The organism is Kitasatospora sp. NPDC088160, from assembly GCF_044741445.1.
GTDB lineage: Bacteria > Actinomycetota > Actinomycetes > Streptomycetales > Streptomycetaceae > Kitasatospora.
Genome location: NZ_JBIUSS010000009.1, coordinates 76,139 through 94,496, shown reverse-complemented (window position 1 = coordinate 94,496; position 18,358 = coordinate 76,139). Strand labels below are relative to the sequence as shown.

Sequence of the window (18,358 nt, the reverse complement as noted above, 5' to 3'; positions counted from 1 at the left end):
GGTGTCCACGCTGCGGTTGCACGATGAAGAGCGCGACGAGATCGCGGTTCTCGCCGATGAATTCCTGGAGTCCCTGAACGGCGACCAGGACCCCTCGCGGATGTCCGCGGCTGCCACCGGCGCCGCCCAGCGGCTGCCGGAGCGGCTGCGGACCTTCCTCGCCGCGACCCGCACCGGCGGGGAGGCCATCACCGTGGTCTCCAACCTTCCGGTCCGGGCCGACCTGGAGCCCACCCCGCTCGGCTGGGAACCGGCCGCCAAGCTCGGCGCGGGCTGGCACGAGGAAGGCGTGCTGGCCCTGGTCGGCGCCGGGCTCGCCGAGCCGTTCGGCTGGACCAGCCAGCAGGCCGGCCGGCTGGTCCACGACGTCTGCCCCACCCCCGAGGACGACAACTCGCTGACCAGCGCCAGCAGCACCAGGGAACTCAACTTCCACACCGAGGACGTCTTCCACCCCTGCCGCAGCGACTACGTGGCCCTGCTGTGCCTGCGCAACCCCACCCAGGTGGGCACCACCTACGTCCGCGCCGAGGCACTCGACCTGCCTCAGAACGTCCGCGAGGTGCTGTTCCAGGAGCGCTTCCTGTTCCTCCCGGACGACTCCCACAACCTCGGCTCGCTGCCCGACAGCGCCGGCGACGGCTCGCAGCTCGGCGCCGTGCTGTTCGGCCCCCCGAACGCCCCCTACCTGCGCTTCGACATCGACTTCATGCGCCCGCTGCCCGGCGACGACGCGGCCGCCGAAGCCGTGGAGACCGTCCAGGCCGTCCTCGGCGAGCACGTGGAGCGGATCTCGCTCGCCCCCGGCGACCTGGTCTTCGTCGACAACTTCCGGGTGGTGCACGGCCGGGAGTCCTTCCGCTGCCGCTTCGACGGCACCGACCGCTGGCTCAAGCGGGTCAATCTCACCCGCGACGCCCGGCGAATCAGCGCCGTCACCGGAAAGCGGACCGTGCTGATCTGAGGTCGGAGCCGACGGCCCGCGACAACCGCTTCCGAACACCCCTTCCCCGCCCGCCCGGCACGGCCTTCACCGGCCCGTGCCGGGCGGGCGCTCTTTCCCCGGGGAATTCGTATAGTGAACCCCCGGTCCACCCCCGTCCGTTCATCCGTGCCGCCCCGGCCGAAAGAACGAGAGCGCGTCCTCGGCCAAAGGAACGAGACGCCCCGCCGATCTCTCCCGAAAGGCGGATGTCGCCGCCCCGGCCCCGCCGGGAGCATGACGGGTATGAAAATGTCGACCGCCAAGCTGGCCTGGGTGGCCCCGATCTCCGCACTGGCCATCGCACTCACGGGCTGCGGTGTGAGCGACGACCTGGACGCCCAACCCCGCAACGATTCCAAGGACTTCGGCTTCCAGGGCACGCACCTCACCGTGGACACCGACAAGGATGTGACCCTGGTGCCCGCCGACGGCACCACCCTCAGGGCCGACCGCAGGCTCGCCGGCCAGGCCGCGAAGGACGGCAACGCCGCCTGGACGCTGGAGGGCGAGACCCTCAAGCTGTCCGGCAAGTGCAGCGGCATCGTCCTCAACTGCAAGGCCCAGTACACCGTGCACGTCCCCAAGGGCGTGGCCGTGACCGTCCAGGGCAGCGGATCGGCCGGCATCACCGCCAAGGGCATCGACGGCAAGCTCGACGTGAAGACCGAGCAGGGCTCGGTGGACCTCGACGGCCTCGCCGCGCCGCTCACCGTCCGCACCGACAAGGGCAAGGTCGACGCGAGCGGCCTCTCCTCCGCCGACGTGGACGTCGCCAACGAGAACGGCAGCGTGAAGCTGACCTTCGTCAAGGCGCCCGACAAGGTCAAGGCCGAGTCCGACACCGGCAGCATCACCGTGCGGGTCCCCGAGGACGGCACCCGCTACCACGTCGAGGCCAAGGCCGGCTCGTCCAACCCCCACGTGGAGGTCGGCGAGGACCCGAACTCCGCCCACGCCATCACCGTCGCCTCCAAGGTCGGTGTCGTCCGCGTCAACACGAAGGACTGAGCGATGGAACTCCAGATCACCGATCTGACCAAGGAGTACCGCGGCGGCAAGCGAGCGGTGGACTCCTTCTCGCTGACCCTGCGCCCCGGCGTGCTCGGCCTGCTCGGCTCCAACGGCGCCGGCAAGTCCAGCCTGATGCGAATCCTGGCCACCGTCACCAAGCCGACCTCCGGCCGGGTGTTCTGGAACGGCACCGACATCGCCGAGAACCCCGGCCCGCTGCGCCGCACCATCGGCTACCTGCCACAGGACTTCGGCGTCTACCCGCAGCTGACCGCCCGCGAGTTCCTCTCCTACCTGGCCTCGGCCAAGGGGCTGCAGGGCCGTTCCGCGAACGCCCGGATCACCGAGCTGCTCGACCTGGTCAACCTCTCCGGAGCCGCCAAGCAGCGGCTCGGTTCGATGTCCGGCGGCATGCGCCAGCGGGTCGGCATCGCCCAGGCGCTGCTCAACGACCCCCAGCTGCTGATCGTCGACGAGCCGACCGTCGGCCTCGACCCGGAGGAGCGGATGCGGTTCAGCAACCTGCTCACCGGCCTCGGCTCCGAGCGGATCGTGATCCTCTCCACCCACATCGTCTCCGACGTGGCGGCCACCGCCGACCGGATCGCCATCATGGGCAAGGGCCGGCTGATCCACCACGGCACCCCGGAGGAGCTCCTGCGGCTCGCCGAGGGCTCGGTCTGGGAGCTCACCGTGGCCTCCGACCAGATCCCGGCCCTACGCTCGCGGTTCGTCCTCGGCGGCACCACCCGCACCCCGCAGGGCGTTCGCGCCCGGGTGATCTCCCCGCACGCGCCCGCCCAGCACGCCGAACCGGTCCCGCCGGGGCTCGACGACGCCTACCTGCTGCTGACCTCCGCCCCGGCTCCGGCCGTCCCGCAGGCGGTGGTGCGCTGATGGCGGGCACCGTCACCGCGCTCGCCCTCGCCGACTTCCGGGAGCGCCGACGCCGTCCCGCCTACCTGGTGGTCCTGCTCGGCACGCTCGCCCTGGGCCTGCTGGCCGCCCCGGTCGGCTCCTCGACCTGGCAGGTCTTCCAGATCAGCGGCTACCGGGGCCTGTACACCAGCGGCTACGTCGGCACCGTCACCGCGCTCGGCGGCGCTGTCTGGTTGGCGCTGGCCGGCTTCAACATCACCCGCGGCACCGTCCCCAAGGACGAGCGCAACGGCGTCGGCCAGATCCTCGCGGCCACGCCGATGACCCGCCCCTCGTACCTGTTCGGCAAGTTCTGCAGCAACCTGCTGGTGCTCGGCTCGATGCTGCTCGCCCTCGCGGTGACCGCGTTCGGCGTGCAGCTGGTCAAGGGCGAGTCGTACCACGTCGACGTCGTGCGCCTGCTGCTGCCCTTCGTCCTGATCACGCTCCCGCTGCTGGCCCTCGTCGCGGCCTGCGCGGTGCTCTTCGGCACCCTGCCGGGCCTGCGCGGCGGCGTCGGCGCGCTGATCTGGTTCGTGGTCTGGCTGGTCGGCATCATGGCTTCCCAGGCCTCCGGCGCGTACGACCTGCTGAGCATGGAACGGATCAGCGAGTCGATGCGCCGGGCGATCTCGGCGGCCGGGCACCCGGCCGAGGCGGTGCGCTTCGGCGTCGGCCTCACCTCCGACGACAAGACCCCGGTCACCTTCGACTGGCAGGGCCTTGGTCTCGGCGATCTGGGCGGCGGCCTGCTGGCCAACGCCGCGTTGCTGGTGGCCGGTTCGCTGGTGGCCGCGCTGCTGTCGGTGCTCTGGTTCCGCCGCTTCGACCCGTCCGCCGCCATCGGCGCGGTCGGCGCGCTGGTCCCGGGCGCCAAGGGCGCGGCCGACCGGACCGGTGCCGAGCACGCCGACCACGCCGAGGAGCCGGCCGCCGGCGCGGGCACCTCCTTCGGCCTCGACCCGTCCCTGTTGACGCCGCCCCGGATGGGCTCGTCCTTCCTGCCCACACTGGTCGGCGAGGTACGCGTCCTGCTCCAGGGCATGCGCTGGTGGTGGCTGGGCACGCTGGCCCTGGCCGTGCTCGCCGCGTTCGTCCCGAGCGGGAACGTCCTCCACCCGGTGCTGCCGCTCACCGTGCTCTGGCCGGTGCTCATCTGGTCCCGGATGGGCAACCACGCCGGCGCCGGGAGCATCGACGACCTGCTCGCCGCCTGCCCGGCCGCAGGCCGCCGGCTGCTGGCAGGACTGCTCGCCGGGATCGCCGTGGCACTGGCCGTCACCGCGGTGCCGATCGTCCGGCTGATCGCCTCCGGCGACACCGGCGCGGCGGTCGCCGCCCTGGTCGGCGCCCTGGTGGTGCCCGCCCTGGCGATGCTCTGCGGGATCGTCAGCCGCGGTCCCCGGCTGTTCCAGGCGCTCTACCCGCTGCTCTGGTACGCGATGTTCAACCGCATCCCCGAGGTCGACTTCCTCGGCGTGGCGGAGGGCAAGGGCCCGGGCACGGCCGCGGTGGCCGCCGCCGCGGTGCTACTGGCCGCCCTGGCTCTCGGCGTGGACTCCGTACGGCGCGCCAACCGCTGAACCACCGCCCTCCGGGACAGGCCCGGCCGGCCCCGGCCCCAGGCCCGAGCGGCGCCCGGCACCCCCGTCCGGGCGCCGCTCCGACCGTCCCCGGCCAGCCGACGGCACCGACCGCCCGACCTACCCGCTCCCCCGCGACCTTCCGGCCTCCCGTTCCCTGATCGACCGTCCGACTCCACCGACCCGAAAGGCCGGCCCGTGCGGCTCCCCAGCCTCCGAGACCTCCTCGCCCAACCGGCCCCGGACCAGGCGTCCCCGGCGACGCCGGTGTCCACCCTGCCGCGCGCCGCCCGGGCCGCCCTGGCGGTCGGGTTCGGCGTGCTGTGGCTGCTGGACCTGGCCATGAGTCTGGACACCGCCGGACCACTGCTGCCGCTCGCCGGGCTGGTCCCGGCCGCCCTGGTGCTGTTCGGCCCGCGAGGCCGGCCCGAGCTGCGCGCCGGGGCGGCCGCGCTCTGGTCGCTGGTCTGGTCCGCCGTGGGCTTCGTCCGCGGCACCGAGCAGGACTCCCCCGGGCTGATGGAGCTGCTCGCGCTCAGCCTCCTGCTGATCACCACCGCCCGGCACATCCGCGCCCGCGCCGCCGTCCTCGGCACCTGCGCCGCCCTGGTGATCGCCCTGCTGGGGCTGGCCGCACGGGTGTCCCGCAGCGCCTCCGGGACGGTGCTGACCGTCGTGCTGCTGGCCATCGTCGCCGGCGTCGCGATCGCCCTCGGCTGCTACCTGCGCGCGGCCGACACCCGCCGGCTCCGGGCCGTGGAACAGGTTCGCCGCGACGAACTGATCGACCTCGCCAACGACCTCAACGACTTCGTCGCCCACCACGTCACCGGCATCATCGTGCTGGCTCAGGCCGGCCGGGCGATCTGGCAGACCGCGCCGCAGGAAGTCGTCCCGATCTTCGACGACATCGAGCAGGCCGGCAGCGAATCCCTGGAGTCGATGCGGCAGTTGGTCGCCATGCTGCGGGAGGGCACCGACCTGGCCGCCGCCTCGCCGCTCTCGGGGCAGGGCATCGCGCACATACCCGTCATGGTGGAGTCCTTCCGCCGGGGCGGCGCCTCGGTGGACCTGCAACTGGACGAGGCCGCGCTCACCGCCCGGCTCGCCCCCGAGATCGCCACCACCGCGCACCGGGTGATCACCGAGGGCCTGAGCAACGTGCGCCGGCACGCCCCGGACGCCACCGGGGTCACCGTACGGATAGGCCTCGGCCCGTCCACCCTGGAGGCCACCGTGCGCAGCGGACCGCCGCGCGGGGGAACGGCCCGCAAGGGTCTGCGTGTCCCCCACCTCGGACAGCAGGACCTCGGCCTCCTCGGGCTCCAGGAGCGCGTCCGGGCGGTCGGAGGAACGCTCACCGAGCGCCCGGACGATGCGGGAGGATGGGAGCTGACGGCCCTGCTCCCCGTGAGGAACACGGACCCCAGCACTCGGAGGATGCCGGCATGACCATCAAGGTGCTCATCGCGGACGACCAGGACATGGTCCGCACCGGCTTCCGGCTGATCCTCGACAGCCAGCCCGACATCGAGGTGCTCGGCGAGGCCGCCGACGGCGCCACCTGCGTCGAACTCGCCCGCCGGCTGAGGCCCGACGTCTGCCTGGTCGACATCAGCATGCCCCGGCTGAACGGCCTGCAGGTCACCCGGCTGCTGGCCGGCCCCGGGGTGAGCGACCCGCTGCGGGTGGTCGTGGTCACCACCTTCGACCTGGACGAGTACGTCTACGGCGCGCTGCGCGGCGGCGCCCAGGGCTTCCTGCTCAAGGACAGCGGATCGACCCTGCTGATCGAGGCGGTCCGCGCGGTCGCCGCCGGCGACGCGATGGTCTCCCCCGCCGTCACCGTGCGGCTGCTCAAGCGGCTCTCCGCCGCCGGGCCCGGGGCGGCCCAGGCCGCCGCGACGACGCTCTCCCCGACCGTCCTGACCGACCGGGAACTGGACGTGGCCCGGCTGGTCGCCCGCGGCCGCACCAACCAGGAGATCGGCGAGACGCTGGCCATCTCCCTCTCCACCGTCAAGTCCCATCTGGCCAGCGTCCAGACGAAGTTGAAGGTTCGCAACCGGGTCGAGATCGCCGCCTGGGCCTGGGAGGGCGGCACCATGCAGCGGGGTGAGGGATAGGGACGACACCCAGGTAGAACACCCTCTGTTCGCCGCACCTCCACCGCCCCCACCCTTCCTGTCACCGAGTGCGACCCCCTGGCCCGATCCTGCGGATCTCCCGAACGGGGGATACCCCGGCGCGCCGGCGAACGGCGATGATTGCCCCCAGTCGAATGAGGGGGAACTTCGGCCGAACGTCCGCGTGGCCGAGTTCTCTTCGGGGGAAGGGGAACACGTTCGTGAGCCGCATCGTCTTTTCCATGGAGGACCTCGTCCGCGTCCGGGTCGCCGGACCACCGACAGCCGAGGCCGAGGCGGCGTTCGCCTTGGACAACTGGTCGAAGAACTCGGGTGGTTACTTCCGAAGATGGCATCAGACAGTCACCAACAGCGTACGGAGCCGAGAAGAGCTCCAGCGTCTGATACACCGCTTCGACCTTTCCGGACGGACCATCTGGGATCTGCTCGGCGCTCCGCCACCGCAGGTGGACGATCCGTCCGACCCGTTACCGCGGCTTCCGGAACGAACCACCGGTGAGGACCTCCCCTCCGGACCGGACGGCCTGGTCCAGGAGTTCGGCACGATCGCCGTCCTCCCGTACTGGCAGGCCATCCACGCCCGGCTGGTCCGCGACACCGACGCCTACCGGCAGATCATGAGCGCCTCCGGAGTCGAGACGCTGCTCCAGGCCCTGCACCCGCGCGTCCACTGGCGGGCACCGGTTCTGGAGGTCGAGGACGACCGGGACGAGACCATCGAGCTCAGCGGCCGCGGCCTGCTCATCACGCCGTCGCTGTTCCTGACCGCGCCCGCCGTGGTCCCGCCGCACGCCACCGTGGTCAAGGCCGAACCGGCCCCGGCCCTGGTCTTCCCGATACGCCCGGACTCCCGCGGGGACGCCGTGCTCGGCACCCGTGAGGCCGAGCGGCCGCTCGACCCCGCCCAGGGCGAGGCCCTCGCCAGCCTCGTCGGCAGGACCCGGGCCGCCCTGCTGGAGGCCCTGCTCAACGGCAGCACCAACGGCGAACTCGCCGACCGCGTCGGCGTCTCCAACGCCGCCGTCAGCCAGCACACCTCGGTCCTGCGGGCGGCCGGCCTGATCGCCACCCGTCGCACCCGCAACCTCGTCCTGCACACCGTGACTCCCCTGGGCCGTTCCCTGCTGAACGGCGGCACCCGTCTCCTGGCCCACCCCCCGGGCACGGCGCCGCACCGGAACGCGCCCCACGGCCGGTCCGTCCTGGCCGGCCGGTAGCCCTCGGCCCACCGCCGGGTCCGCGGCCCCACCGCGGCCCCGGCCCCGCGTTCGCCAGACGTTTTCGGGCCTCTCTTAATCGCCTGTCCCCGGCAGCGGCCAGGCGGCGAAGATGACAGCGTTCCCGATCCCCGACACCACCGCACAGACGAGGTGAGCCGCCGTGACGAGATCGCGTACGGACCTTGAAGTGTCCTTCCTCGAAGAGAGCGGGACGGTGCAGCCCGTCGCCACCGTTCCCGACCGGACGGAGCGCGGCGAGTGGCTGCTCGCCCACCGCCCCGAACTACGCCGACTGACCCTGCGCCACGGCTCGCTGAGGCTCATCGGCGCCGCAGTCGCCTCCACCGACGAGCTGGCCGGCGTGGCCGCCGTCCTCGGCGGCGGCGCCCTGGAGTACACCGAGCGCTCCACCCCGCGCTCGCGGGTCGCCGGCAGCGTCTACACCTCCACCGAGTACCCGGCCGACCAGCGCATCCCCCAGCACAACGAGAGCTCCTACTCCTCGCGCTGGCCGGACCACCTCTTCTTCCTCGCCACCCGCACCCCGAGCACCGGCGGCCAGACCCCGGTCGCGGACAGCCGCACCGTCCTCACCGAGCTCCCGGCCGAGCTGGTCGAGAAGTTCTCCGCCCTCGGCGTGCGCTACACCCGTGCCTACCACGACGGCATCGGCCTCTCCTGGCAGGAGGCCTTCCAGACCGAGGACCGCGGGCACATCGAGGCCTACTGCCGCGACAACGGCATCGCCTGGGAGTGGGAGGGCGACCTACTGCGCACCAGCCAGGTCCGCCCGGCGCTCACCCGGCACCCGGTGACCGGCGAGACCGTCTGGTTCAACCAGGCCCACCTCTTCCACATCGGCTCACTGCCCGCGAAGACCACCGAGGCCCTCCTCGCTGTCTTCCCCGAGCAGAACCTGCCGCGCAACGCCTACTTCGGCGACGGCAGCCCCATCGACGCCGACACCCTGGCCGAGATCCACGCCGCCTTCGACCGCACCACCCTCGCCCCCGACTGGACACAGGGCGACGTCATGGTCGTCGACAACATCCTCGCCAGCCACGGCCGAGCCCCCTACAAGGGCGACCGCACCGTCCTGGTCACCATGACCTCCGCCACCTGGGCCGACTGGCCCGCCCCCTGATCCCCGCCCCACTCCACCCCACGCACGCAAAAGCCCCAGGTCACGGCGAGTGAGTCCTGGGGCTTCTACAGAGCCGCCTGCGGGATTCGAACCCGCGACCTACGCATTACGAGTGCGTTGCTCTGGCCAGCTGAGCTAAGGCGGCGCCGTTGTCACGCGTGGTGGCAACGCGGGCCAGTCTACACAGGTTTCGCGGGTGATCCACACCCGGTTGGCGGGGGTGGGGGTCAGGCGGAGGAGACGGCGAGTTTGGCGGCGAAGCCGGCGAAGAGGACGGCGACGCCGCTGGTGAGGGTGGCGGAGAGGCGACGGCGGCGGCGGAAGGCGGTGGCGAGGGTGGTGCCGGCGAAGATCAGCAGGGAGAGGTAGAGCACGCTGAAGGTCTGCAGGATGCCGCCGAGCAGGCCGAAGGAGAGGGCCGGCTGTCCGTAGGCCGGGTCGACGAACTGGGTGAAGAAGGAGAGCAGGAAGAGGATCGCCTTCGGGTTCAGCAGGCTGATCACCAGGGCGCGGCGGAACGGGCGCTCGACGGGTTCGGCGGCCGGTTCGGCGGTGGCGGCGGGGTTGTCGGGGTTGTCGGCGGTCCGGCGTTCGCGCCAGAGCTGGCGGGCGGCGCGGAGCATGCCGTAGCCGATCCAGAGCAGGTAGGCGGCGCCGCCGAGCTTGACCACGGCGAAGACGGCCGGGTTGGCCTTGAGGAGGGAGGCGGCGCCCAGCGAGGTGAGGCTGATCAGGGTGAGGTCGCCGACGAAGACGCCGGCGGCGGCCTGGTAGCCGGTCCGGATGCCCTTGCGGGCGGCGACGGACAGCACGTACAGGGAGTTGGGGCCGGGCAGTAGGACGATGACGAGGGCGCCGAGGATGTACGTCGCCAGGTCGTTGACTCCGAGCACGGTGCGCTCCGGGGAGGGGAGGGGATGAGGGCGGGGGGCGCTCATCGTAACGTCGCACCGGCGGTCGGTTGAAGCGGAAACCATCCCGCCTACCGGGTGCAGCGCGCGCCCGGCTCCGGTGCCTCGCCCGCCAGCAGGTAGCGGTTGACCGCGCCGTCCACGCAGGCGTCGTGGTGCGCGTACGCGGTGTGGCCGTCCCCGTCGTAGGTGAGCAGGCGTCCGGACTCCAGTTGCCCGGCCAGCGCCTGGGCCCACGCGTACGGGGTGGCCGGGTCGCGGGTGGTGCCGACGACGACGATGGGGGCGGCGCCGGCGGCCCGGATGGTGTGCGCCGTGCCGGTGGCCCGGACCGGCCAGTAGGTGCAGGCCAGCGCCATCCACGCCATGTCGCGGCCGAAGTGCGGCGAGGCCTGTTCGAAGTCCGGCACGGCGCGCTGGACGTCCTCCGGCCCGGCGAACGGGGCGGGCAGGTCGAGGCAGTTCACCGCCGTGTTGGCGAACATCAGGTTGGGGTACGAGCCGTCCGCCTCGCGCCCGTAGTAGGAGTCGGAGAGCCTCAGCAGGCTGGTGCCGTCGCCGGCCTTGGCGTCGGTGAGCGCGGTGCGCAGTTTGGGCCAGAGGAAGTCGGCGTACATGGCCTGGATGACGCCGGTGGTCGCCTGGGCCTCGGTGAGTCGCCGGCCGTGGTCGGTGCTGGGCAGCGGGTTGGCCTGGACGGTGACGAGCAGGGCGGTGAGCTGCTCGCCGATCTGCTGTTCGGTGCGGCCGAGCGGGCAGTCCTCGTGCTTGGCGCAGTCCTTGGCGAAGGCGGCCCAGGCCGTCTCGAAGCCGCCGGCCTGGGTGCGGTTGCCGGTGACCGAGTCGAGCGACGGGTCCACCGCGCCGTCCAGTACCAGCCGCCCGACCCGGCCGGGGAAGAGCCCGGCGTAGGTGGCGCCGAGGAAGGTGCCGTAGGACTTGCCGACGTAGTTCAGCCGCTCGTCGCCGAGCAGGGCGCGCAGCACGTCCATGTCGCGGGCGGCCTCGACGGTGCCGAGGTGGCCGAGCGCCGCCCCGGCGCGCTGGCGGCAGCCCTCGGCGAACTCCTTGTCGGCGGCGACCAGGGCGTCGATTCCGTGCTGGTCGCCGGGGGTGAGGTCGACGGCGGTGTAGGCGTCCATCCGGTCGCCGCTCAGGCAGTTGACCGGGTTGCTGCGGCCGACCCCGCGCGGGTCGAGGCCGACCAGGTCGTACCGGGCGCGCACGCCGCTGTCGTACGTCCGCGCGGTGGCCTCCAGGTACTCGACCGCCGAGCCGCCGGGCCCGCCGGGGTTGAGCAGCAGCGAGCCGAGCCGGCCTCCCCCGGCCCCCTCCTCGGAGCCCGAGCCCGAGCCCGCCGGGACGGCGGTGGCGCGGGCCGCCACCAGGGTGAGGTCGCCGTCGCCGGGGCGGTCGTAGTCCAGCGGCACCCGGAAGGCGGTGCACTCGAATCCGCCGTCGCACGGCTGCCAGTCGAGCCGCTGCGCGTAGTACGGGGCCAGCCCGGCCGGGACGGCGGCGGGCAGCGGCTCCAGCGGCGTGACCCCAGGCGCGGCCGGGCTGGACGGCCCGGCGCCCCCCGCCCCGGACGAACCCGCTGAGCCCGCTGAACCCGAGGAACCCGAGGAACCCGAGGAACCCGACGAGCTCGTCGAACCAGACGAACCCGAGGAACCCGACGAACCCGCACCGCACCCGCCCGCCAGCAGCCCGACGGCGAGCGCCGCCGCCAGTACCCGCCCGGTGGCCCTCATCCGACCCCTCGCGATCATCCGAGCCCTCTCGATCGTCACCCAGGGTCGTCGCCCGGCGACCCGACTCGCATTGCACCACAGCACGCCGCCCGGCACCCGCTACGGGCACCGGGCGGCGACGCCCCGTCCGGGACGGCGGCTCAGGACGCCTTGGCCAGCGCGTCGGCCAGGTACTGCGCCGCCTGCCGGACGAGCCGCATCCGCTCCCGGTCGGGGGTGTAGTCCTGCACGTTGTCGGAGATCTTCACCTCGGCCTTGGCCGCCGGTCCGGCCCCGGCCGTGAGCGCGGCCTGGAGCTTGCGGGCCGCGTCCAGCCCGGCCGTGTCGGCCTTGGCGGCGGCCAGCAGGAGCTTCGCCGCGCTGCCGGCCGGGGCCTCGGCGCCGGCCTGGGTGAGCGCGGCGGCGTCGTAGCGGCCGGACACCGCGGCGGCGGCGCCGTACAGGTCGGGGCGGGACAGCACGGCGGCGGCGGCGCACGGCGCACCGCCCTCGACGCCGAGGGTGCCCCAGGAGGCCGGGCCGGGCGCCAGGATGCGGAACGAGGCGGCGATGGCGGCGCGCAGCGTCTCGTCGTCGGCGACGGCGGCCGGCGCGGCGGCGACCAGGTCGCAGGGGTGCGCGGTGCCGTTCGGCGCCTCGGGGGCGACCAGGATGAAGGGGCGGGCGCGGCCGGTCTGCAGGGCCGCGGTGAGGCCCTCGAAGACGTCCGGGACCTCGGCGTCGGCGGTCTTGCGCGGGGTGGCCGCCTGCATCACGACGACGGGGAAGCGCGCGTTCGGCTCCTTGGCGTACTGCGGCGGGAGCCAGACCCGGACGGTGCGCGGCTGCCCGTCCGGGCCGGGCACGGCGGACTGCAGCAGCTCGCCGCCGCCCGGCTGGCCGACACCGTCGAAGTGGCTCACGGCGGCGGAGGCCGCGGCCGGCTCCGCCACGACGGGCGGCGCCGGCTGCTGCCGGACCGCCGGTCCCCCGCCCTGGCCCGTACCCGCCGCGTCGACCACCGGCTCGGCCCGGTCCGATTCCTGGCTGCGGGGGGTCAGGCCGCCGAACGCCCCGAGCGCCGTGAGCAGCGTCAACGCGGTGACGCAGACCCCGCAGATCATCGCTCCGGCCGCCCGCACCAGCATCGGCCAGCGTTCACCGGCCAGTTCGTACGTCGCGGCGGCGCGCAGGTCGCGCCAGCGCTGGAGCGCGCCGCGGGCCAGCCAGATCCCGCCCAGCGCGGCCATCAGCAGAGGGATGACGAGGAGCGAACGAACCATGGGACGCACCGCCTCGGGAGGAGGGCCGGCGCCGGACGGGACCCGGTGCCGTACGGGGGCGACGGCCCCGGCACCGGGGCACAGTCGGCCCCCAGCGTGCACAACGGGCGGACGGTCACACGCGGGTGTGCCCGGCGCGTATCGATCATTCACTCGAAGGTGGGACAACGGGACGGCTCCGGGAGGCCTACGCCGGGCCTACGCCGGGCGTTCAGCCCGACGGGCCCACCCCGGAACGGCCCGGCGGCGCGGCAGCGCGGCAGCGCGGTTCAGCTCAGCCCGCGCGCAGCGCCACCGTCATCGCCTCGACGGCGAGCAGCGGATCCACGTTGCGGTCCAACGCCTGCCGACAGGCGAGCACCGCCTCGATCCGGCGCAGCGTGCTCTCCGGCGGGCCCTCCTGCGCGACCCGGTTCAGGGCCTGCCGCTGGTCCTCGTTGGCGAGGGTGCCGCTGGAGCCGAGCTGCAGCGCGAGCACGTCCCGGTAGAAGCCGAGCAGGTCGAGCAGTGCGACGCCGAGGGTCTCCCGGCGGGTGCGGGTGGCCCGGCTCTTCTGCCGCTTCTCCAGTTCCTTGACCGCCCCGGCCATGCCGCGCGGCGCCTTGCTGCCCTCGGTGGCGCCGTAGGCGGCCTTCAGGTCGTCGGTCTCCTTGGCGTCCTGGGTCTCGGCGAGCGCCTCGGCGTCGGCCTTGGCGGTGTCGACGAGGCGCTGGGCGGCGGCCAGGCAGCCGCCGATGTCGGCGACCTCCAGCGGGATCCGCAGCACCTCGGCGCGGCGGGTGCGGGCCTGGTCGTCGACGGCGAGGCGGCGCGCGCGCCCGACGTCGCCCTGCCCGGCGAGCGCGGCCAGCCGGGCCGTCTCCGGGTCGACGCCGTCGCGGCGGACCAGCATGTCGGCGACGGCCTCGGCGGTGGGCGTGCGCAGGACGAGCAGGCGGCAGCGCGAACGGATGGTCGGCAGCACGTCCTGGACGGAGGGGGCGCAGAGCAGCCAGACGGTGCGCGGGGAGGGCTCCTCCACGCCCTTGAGCAGCGCGTTCGCGGCGGCCTCGGTGAGCCGGTGGGCGGCGTCGACCAGGATCACCGACCAGCGGCCGCCGGTCGGGTAGCTGGAGGCGCGCAGCACGAGCTCGCGCATGTCGCCGACGCCGATGGACAGGCCGTCGGTCCGGACGTACTTGACGTCGGCGTGGCTGCCGGCCAGCACGGTGTGGCAGCCGTCGCAGAACCCGCAGCCGGGCGTACCGCCGAGCGCGAGGTCCGGGCTGGTGCACTGGAGGGCCGCGGCGAACGCGCGCGCAGCGGTGACCTGCCCGGCCCCGGGCGGGCCGGTGAACAGCCAGGCGTGCGTCATCAGGGAGGCGTTCCCGCCCGGCTGCGGGCCGGCTCCGCGGCCGGCCGCGATCGTCGCCCCGGCCGACCGGGCGGCGGCGGTCAGCTGCTCGACCACCCGCTCCTGGCCCACCAGGTCGTCCCAGACGGCCACTGCTGCTCCCAAGCTCCGTACGGCAGCGCTCCCGGCGCCTCTTCCCCGCCGTCGAGCATACGTGTCCGCTCCGACAGCCACGGCGCCCTCCGGGGTGCCCACCACCGAAGGAGGCGCCCCGACGCCGAAGGCGACGGGCGGCGCCGCCGGGGCTCTCCACCCCGACGACGCCGCCCGTCGTCCGTACCGCTGTCCTGCCGGCGTCCGTACCGCCGCAGCCCGAGGTCAGCCCCGACGGCCCCAGCGACGGCCCTTGCCCTTGCCGCCGCCCTCGCCCTGGTCGCCCCCGGGGGCGGGCCGGTCCTGGCCGCCACGCGGGTCCTGCGGGGCTGGGCCGCCGTGATTCCAGCGCGACCACTCGTCACGCGAGCCGAGCAGGGTGTCGGTGAGGCTCGGCAGGTCGTCCATCGGCGTCTCCTCGGCCCACTCCGGCCGGGGTCGCTCGGCGGTGGCCTGCGACTCGTCGGCGGGCTGCGGCTCGTCGCCGACCACCGGCAGCTCGCGGGTGCTGTCCACCGGCTCCTCGCGCCACAGCCCCGGCGGCACCCGGTCCTCGGTACGGCCCGCCTGGGTACGACCCGCCCCCGCACGGCCCGGCTCCACCCGGCCCGGTGCCGGGCGCTCCGACACAGAACGCTCCGACACAGGACGCTCCGGCGCCGGACGCCCCGGCTCGATCCGCGGCAGCACAGCGGTCCGGTCCGCCTCCTCCGTGATCTTCGGCAGCACGGCCGTCTCGTCCACGGCGGTCGACGGGACGACCGGCAGCTGGGCGGTCTCGTCGGCGGCCTCCGCCGCCCGGACGGCCGCCCGGCTGTCCCGCAGCGACAGCTCCCGCGTCGCCTCGTCGGTCCCACCGGGCCCGGGAGTGCCCACGGACCCCGCCCCCGGGACGTCCCGGACGGCCCGCAGCTCGGTGGTCACGGCATCACCAGGAGCCGAACCAGCAGCCTGACCAGCAGCCGAGCCTGAGGCCGGACCGGCCGGACCGGCCGAACCCGCCAGGCCCGCCGAACCCGCCGCCGCCCGATCCGCCGTCGTCTGCGCCGCCGCAGCCGCGGCCGCGAGCGCGGCGGCCTGCGCCAGCCGGGCCTCCTCGGCCCGCTGCAGCGCCTCCTCCGCCCGGCGGCGCTGCTCCTCGCGCTGGAGTTCGCGCTGCCGCTGGAGCTCCGCCTGGGCGGCCGCCTCGTCGGCGAGGCGCTTGCGCTCGGCGGCCTCCGCCGCCAGCCGGGCGTCCTCCTCGGCCTTCCGCTTGGCCTCCTCCTCGGCGCGGCGGCGGGCTTCCTCCTCCGCCCGGCGGCGGGCCTCCTCCTCGGCCTTGCGCCGGGCCTCGGCGGCGGCCCGCTCGGCCTCCTCCTTGGCCAGCCGCTCCTGCTCGGCCTGTTCGGCCCGCAGCTGCGCCAGCACTTCCTGCCGCTTGCGCTCGGCGGCCTCGGCCTCGGCCTTCTTGCGGGCCTCCTCGGCGGCGCGGCGCTCGGCTTCTTCGCGGGCGAGCCGCTCCTGCTCCGCGCGGGCGGCCTTCTCCTGCTCGGAGAGCGGCAGCTCGCGGTCGAGCCGGTGCCGGATCGCGGTGGTGACGAAGCCGGGGGCCTGACTGCCGTCGACGACCAGGTAGCGCGCCGGGTCGGCGGCCGCGAGGGCGAGGAAGCCGGCCCGGACCCGCTGGTGGAACTCGGTGGGCTCGGACTCCAGCCGGTCGAGCGCCTCGGTGAAGCGCTCCCGGGCCCTGGTCGGGTCGACGTCCAGGACGACGGTCAGGTCGGGCAGCAGCCCGCCGGTCGCCCAGCGGGAGATCCTGGCGACCTCGGTGGCGGCCAGGTCGCGCCCGGCGCCCTGGTAGGCGATGGAGGAGTCCATGTACCGGTCGGTGATCACCACGGCGCCGCGGGCGAGGGCCGGCCGGATGACGTTCTCGACGTGCTCGGCCCGGTCGGCGGCGTAGATCAGCGCCTCGGCGCGGTGCGACAGGCCGGTGTTGCCGACGTCCAGGACGAGGCCGCGCAGCCGCTGGCCGACCGGGCTGCCGCCGGGCTCGCGGGTGAGCACGACCTCGTGCCCCTTGCCGCGGATCCACTCGGCGAGCGCCTGAGCCTGGGTGGACTTGCCGGCGCCGTCGCCGCCCTCCAGGGCGATGAAGAAGCCGGTGCCGGCGCCCTGGCGCGGGGCCGGGCCGACGGCGCCGCGCACCGCGTCGACCAGGTCCCGGCCGAAGGGCGCGGTGCCGCGCCGGTCGTCGGTCCGCAGCAGGACGACGGCGGCGAGGACGAGCGTGAGCAGTCCCGAGGTGGCGACGGCGAGAGCCGCGCCGCCGTGGATGAAGGTGAACGAGCCGGGCTCGACCGTGCCGTACTCGACGTCCCCGTACGCCGCGGCGATCAGCGGGACGACGACCAGCGCGGCGCCGACCACGACCCGCAGCACCGCGTACAGGTGCTCGGTGACCTTCGGCAGCCGGGCCTCCTCGACCTCCTGGCCGAGCAGGGTGCGCCCGGCGGAGACGACGATCCCGGCGGTGAGGCCGGCCAGCACGGTGAGGGCCAGGACGAGGACGAAGTCCAGCACCAGCCCGGCCAGGATCAGCGCCACGCCCTCGGTGAGCAGCGCCAGCGCGAGCAGGCGGCGGCGCGAGAGCGCGGGCAGCGTGGCCCGGGTGAGCCGGGAGCCGAGGGCGGGCGCCGCGGTGGCGGCGAGGACCAGCAGGCCGTAGCCGATCGGCCCGGCCCGGTGCTCGGCGGCGGTGAGCAGCGCGAGCGCGGCGACGCCGGCCATCGAGGCGTACCCGGCGGCGACGGCGAAGGTGAAGTACGGGGCGCTGCCGGTGCGGCCCTTGCTCAGCGCGGGGCCGGGGGTGGCGTCGGTGGGGGCGCGCAGGCCCTGCAGCGGCGAGTGCGGGGCGACGGCCACCGGGCCGACGGGCAGCTGCTGGAGGTAGTCGCGGGCGGCCGAGGCGGCGAACAGGCCGGCCGCGCCGAGCGCGGCGAGGGTGAGCTGGTGGGCCCGGAGCCAGTCCGAGCCGAGCGCCGCGCCGATGTTGTTCAGCAGGGTGAGGGCGACCAGGCCGGCGGCCGCGAGCGGCAGGGTGGCCCAGCCGGTGAAGCGGTCGATGCTCCGGACGGTGTCCAGGTGGGCGGCGGCGGGCCGCTGCTCGGCGGCGGGGGCGTACGGATCGGCGGGCGGCAGCAGGCCCGGGACGGCGGCGTCCTTGGCGATCCCCCGGACCCGCTCGGCGGCACCGGTGACGAACACCGTGGCGAGCAGGACGTAGGCGGCGCCGACGGAGGGCTTCGGGCCGGAGCCCAGCCAGACGGTCCACCAGGGTGCGAGGCCGATCAGCAGGGCGCACAGCGCGTCGGCGCCGAACAGCGTCCAGCGCCGGTCCAGCCGGCCGGCGACCAGCCGGTGCACCGGCCCGAGCAGCGCGACGCCGACCAGCCCGGTGGCCGCCAGCCGGACGGCGAGGACCGCCGTGACGGCGAAGGCGAGGCTGCGCGGCAGGTCGCCGAACCGGCCGCCGAGGGCGACGGCGATCACGGTGAGCGCGAGCAGCACCAGCAGGCCGAGCCGGTCGGCGGTGCCGCCGATCAGCTGGGTGGTCCACAGGCGCCGGTAGGGGCGCGTCCGCAGCAGCGCGCGAGCCCGGTCGACCGGGGTCCCGGCTGGCGCGACCTCGGGCAGCCCGGACGTGGCGTCGCGGGCGGCCGGGGCGGCGCTGGGGGTGGGCTGCTCCTCGCTCGTCATACGGTCAGCGTAGCGGGCTGAGGTTGACCGGAATGAGATGAACGGGGTTCCGGATCCCGCTCATCACCGGGTTGTGACGTTCCGCGCACACCGTCCGACCGGCCTCGGGCCCGCGTCCCCGGGGTGGGGTCGCGGGCCCGTGAGCACTGGCAGGCACTGGCAGGCACTGGCGGAGACGCCGGCGAAGGCGCTGGCAACG

13 protein-coding genes and 1 tRNA gene are annotated in these 18,358 nt (G+C 74.5%); 8 read left to right on the top strand and 6 right to left on the bottom strand.

Annotated features, from left to right (window positions below):
• Nucleotide 1: 1 nt before the first annotated feature.
• The 8 genes from ACIOGZ_RS15725 (at nt 2) to ACIOGZ_RS15690 (ending at nt 9,008) form a co-directional block, all read left to right on the top strand.
• Entirely contained in the window at nt 2-964 is a 963-nt protein-coding gene (locus tag ACIOGZ_RS15725; protein WP_400986189.1) for a TauD/TfdA family dioxygenase, read from the top strand.
• A gap of 264 nt (nt 965-1,228) precedes the next feature.
• Nucleotides 1,229-1,993, top strand: coding sequence for a DUF4097 family beta strand repeat-containing protein (locus ACIOGZ_RS15720; protein WP_400326935.1), 765 nt, complete (start codon nt 1,229-1,231; stop codon nt 1,991-1,993).
• A gap of 3 nt (nt 1,994-1,996) precedes the next feature.
• Entirely contained in the window at nt 1,997-2,893 is an 897-nt protein-coding gene (locus ACIOGZ_RS15715) for an ABC transporter ATP-binding protein (RefSeq protein WP_363623113.1), read from the top strand.
• Nucleotides 2,893-4,497: an ABC transporter permease gene (locus ACIOGZ_RS15710; protein ID WP_400986188.1), complete on the top strand. Its 1,605-nt coding sequence runs from the start codon at nt 2,893-2,895 to the stop codon at nt 4,495-4,497. The genes ACIOGZ_RS15715 and ACIOGZ_RS15710 overlap by 1 nt, the downstream gene beginning before the upstream one ends.
• 198 nt (nt 4,498-4,695) lie before the next feature.
• Nucleotides 4,696-5,949: a sensor histidine kinase gene (locus tag ACIOGZ_RS15705; RefSeq protein WP_400326944.1), complete on the top strand. Its 1,254-nt coding sequence runs from the start codon at nt 4,696-4,698 to the stop codon at nt 5,947-5,949.
• Nucleotides 5,946-6,623 carry a response regulator transcription factor gene (locus ACIOGZ_RS15700; RefSeq protein ID WP_363623107.1) on the top strand — a complete coding sequence of 226 codons (678 nt, stop codon included), beginning with the start codon at nt 5,946-5,948 and terminating at the stop codon, nt 6,621-6,623. Before ACIOGZ_RS15705 ends, ACIOGZ_RS15700 begins: the two co-directional genes overlap by 4 nt.
• Before the next feature lie 242 nt (nt 6,624-6,865).
• Nucleotides 6,866-7,861 (top strand): ArsR/SmtB family transcription factor, encoded by a 996-nt coding sequence (locus tag ACIOGZ_RS15695; RefSeq protein WP_400986186.1) that lies wholly within the window; start codon nt 6,866-6,868, stop codon nt 7,859-7,861.
• Nucleotides 7,862-8,051: 190 nt separating this feature from the next.
• On the top strand, nt 8,052-9,008 hold the full coding sequence (locus tag ACIOGZ_RS15690; RefSeq protein WP_400326951.1) for a TauD/TfdA family dioxygenase: 957 nt from the start codon (nt 8,052-8,054) through the stop codon (nt 9,006-9,008).
• Nucleotides 9,009-9,079: 71 nt separating this feature from the next.
• Here ACIOGZ_RS15690 and ACIOGZ_RS15685 read toward each other — a convergent pair.
• The 6 genes from ACIOGZ_RS15685 to tmk form a co-directional block, all read right to left on the bottom strand.
• A tRNA-Thr gene (locus ACIOGZ_RS15685) sits at nt 9,080-9,153 on the bottom strand.
• Nucleotides 9,154-9,235: 82 nt separating this feature from the next.
• Complete coding sequence (leuE, locus tag ACIOGZ_RS15680; protein WP_400986184.1) at nt 9,236-9,901, bottom strand: leucine efflux protein LeuE; 666 nt, start codon at nt 9,899-9,901, stop codon at nt 9,236-9,238.
• Between the two features lie 89 nt (nt 9,902-9,990).
• Complete coding sequence (locus ACIOGZ_RS15675) at nt 9,991-11,673, bottom strand: alpha/beta hydrolase (RefSeq protein ID WP_400986183.1); 1,683 nt, start codon at nt 11,671-11,673, stop codon at nt 9,991-9,993.
• 140 nt (nt 11,674-11,813) lie between these two features.
• Nucleotides 11,814-12,935, bottom strand: coding sequence for a hypothetical protein (locus ACIOGZ_RS15670; RefSeq protein WP_400986181.1), 1,122 nt, complete (start codon nt 12,933-12,935; stop codon nt 11,814-11,816).
• 274 nt (nt 12,936-13,209) lie between these two features.
• Nucleotides 13,210-14,421 carry a DNA polymerase III subunit delta' gene (locus tag ACIOGZ_RS15665; protein WP_363627900.1) on the bottom strand — a complete coding sequence of 404 codons (1,212 nt, stop codon included), beginning with the start codon at nt 14,419-14,421 and terminating at the stop codon, nt 13,210-13,212.
• Nucleotides 14,422-14,646: 225 nt separating this feature from the next.
• The gene (gene tmk / locus ACIOGZ_RS15660; protein ID WP_400986180.1) at nt 14,647-18,159 is read right to left on the bottom strand and encodes a dTMP kinase; all 3,513 of its coding nucleotides are present in this window, start codon (nt 18,157-18,159) and stop codon (nt 14,647-14,649) included.
• Between the last annotated feature and the right edge of the window lie 199 nt (nt 18,160-18,358).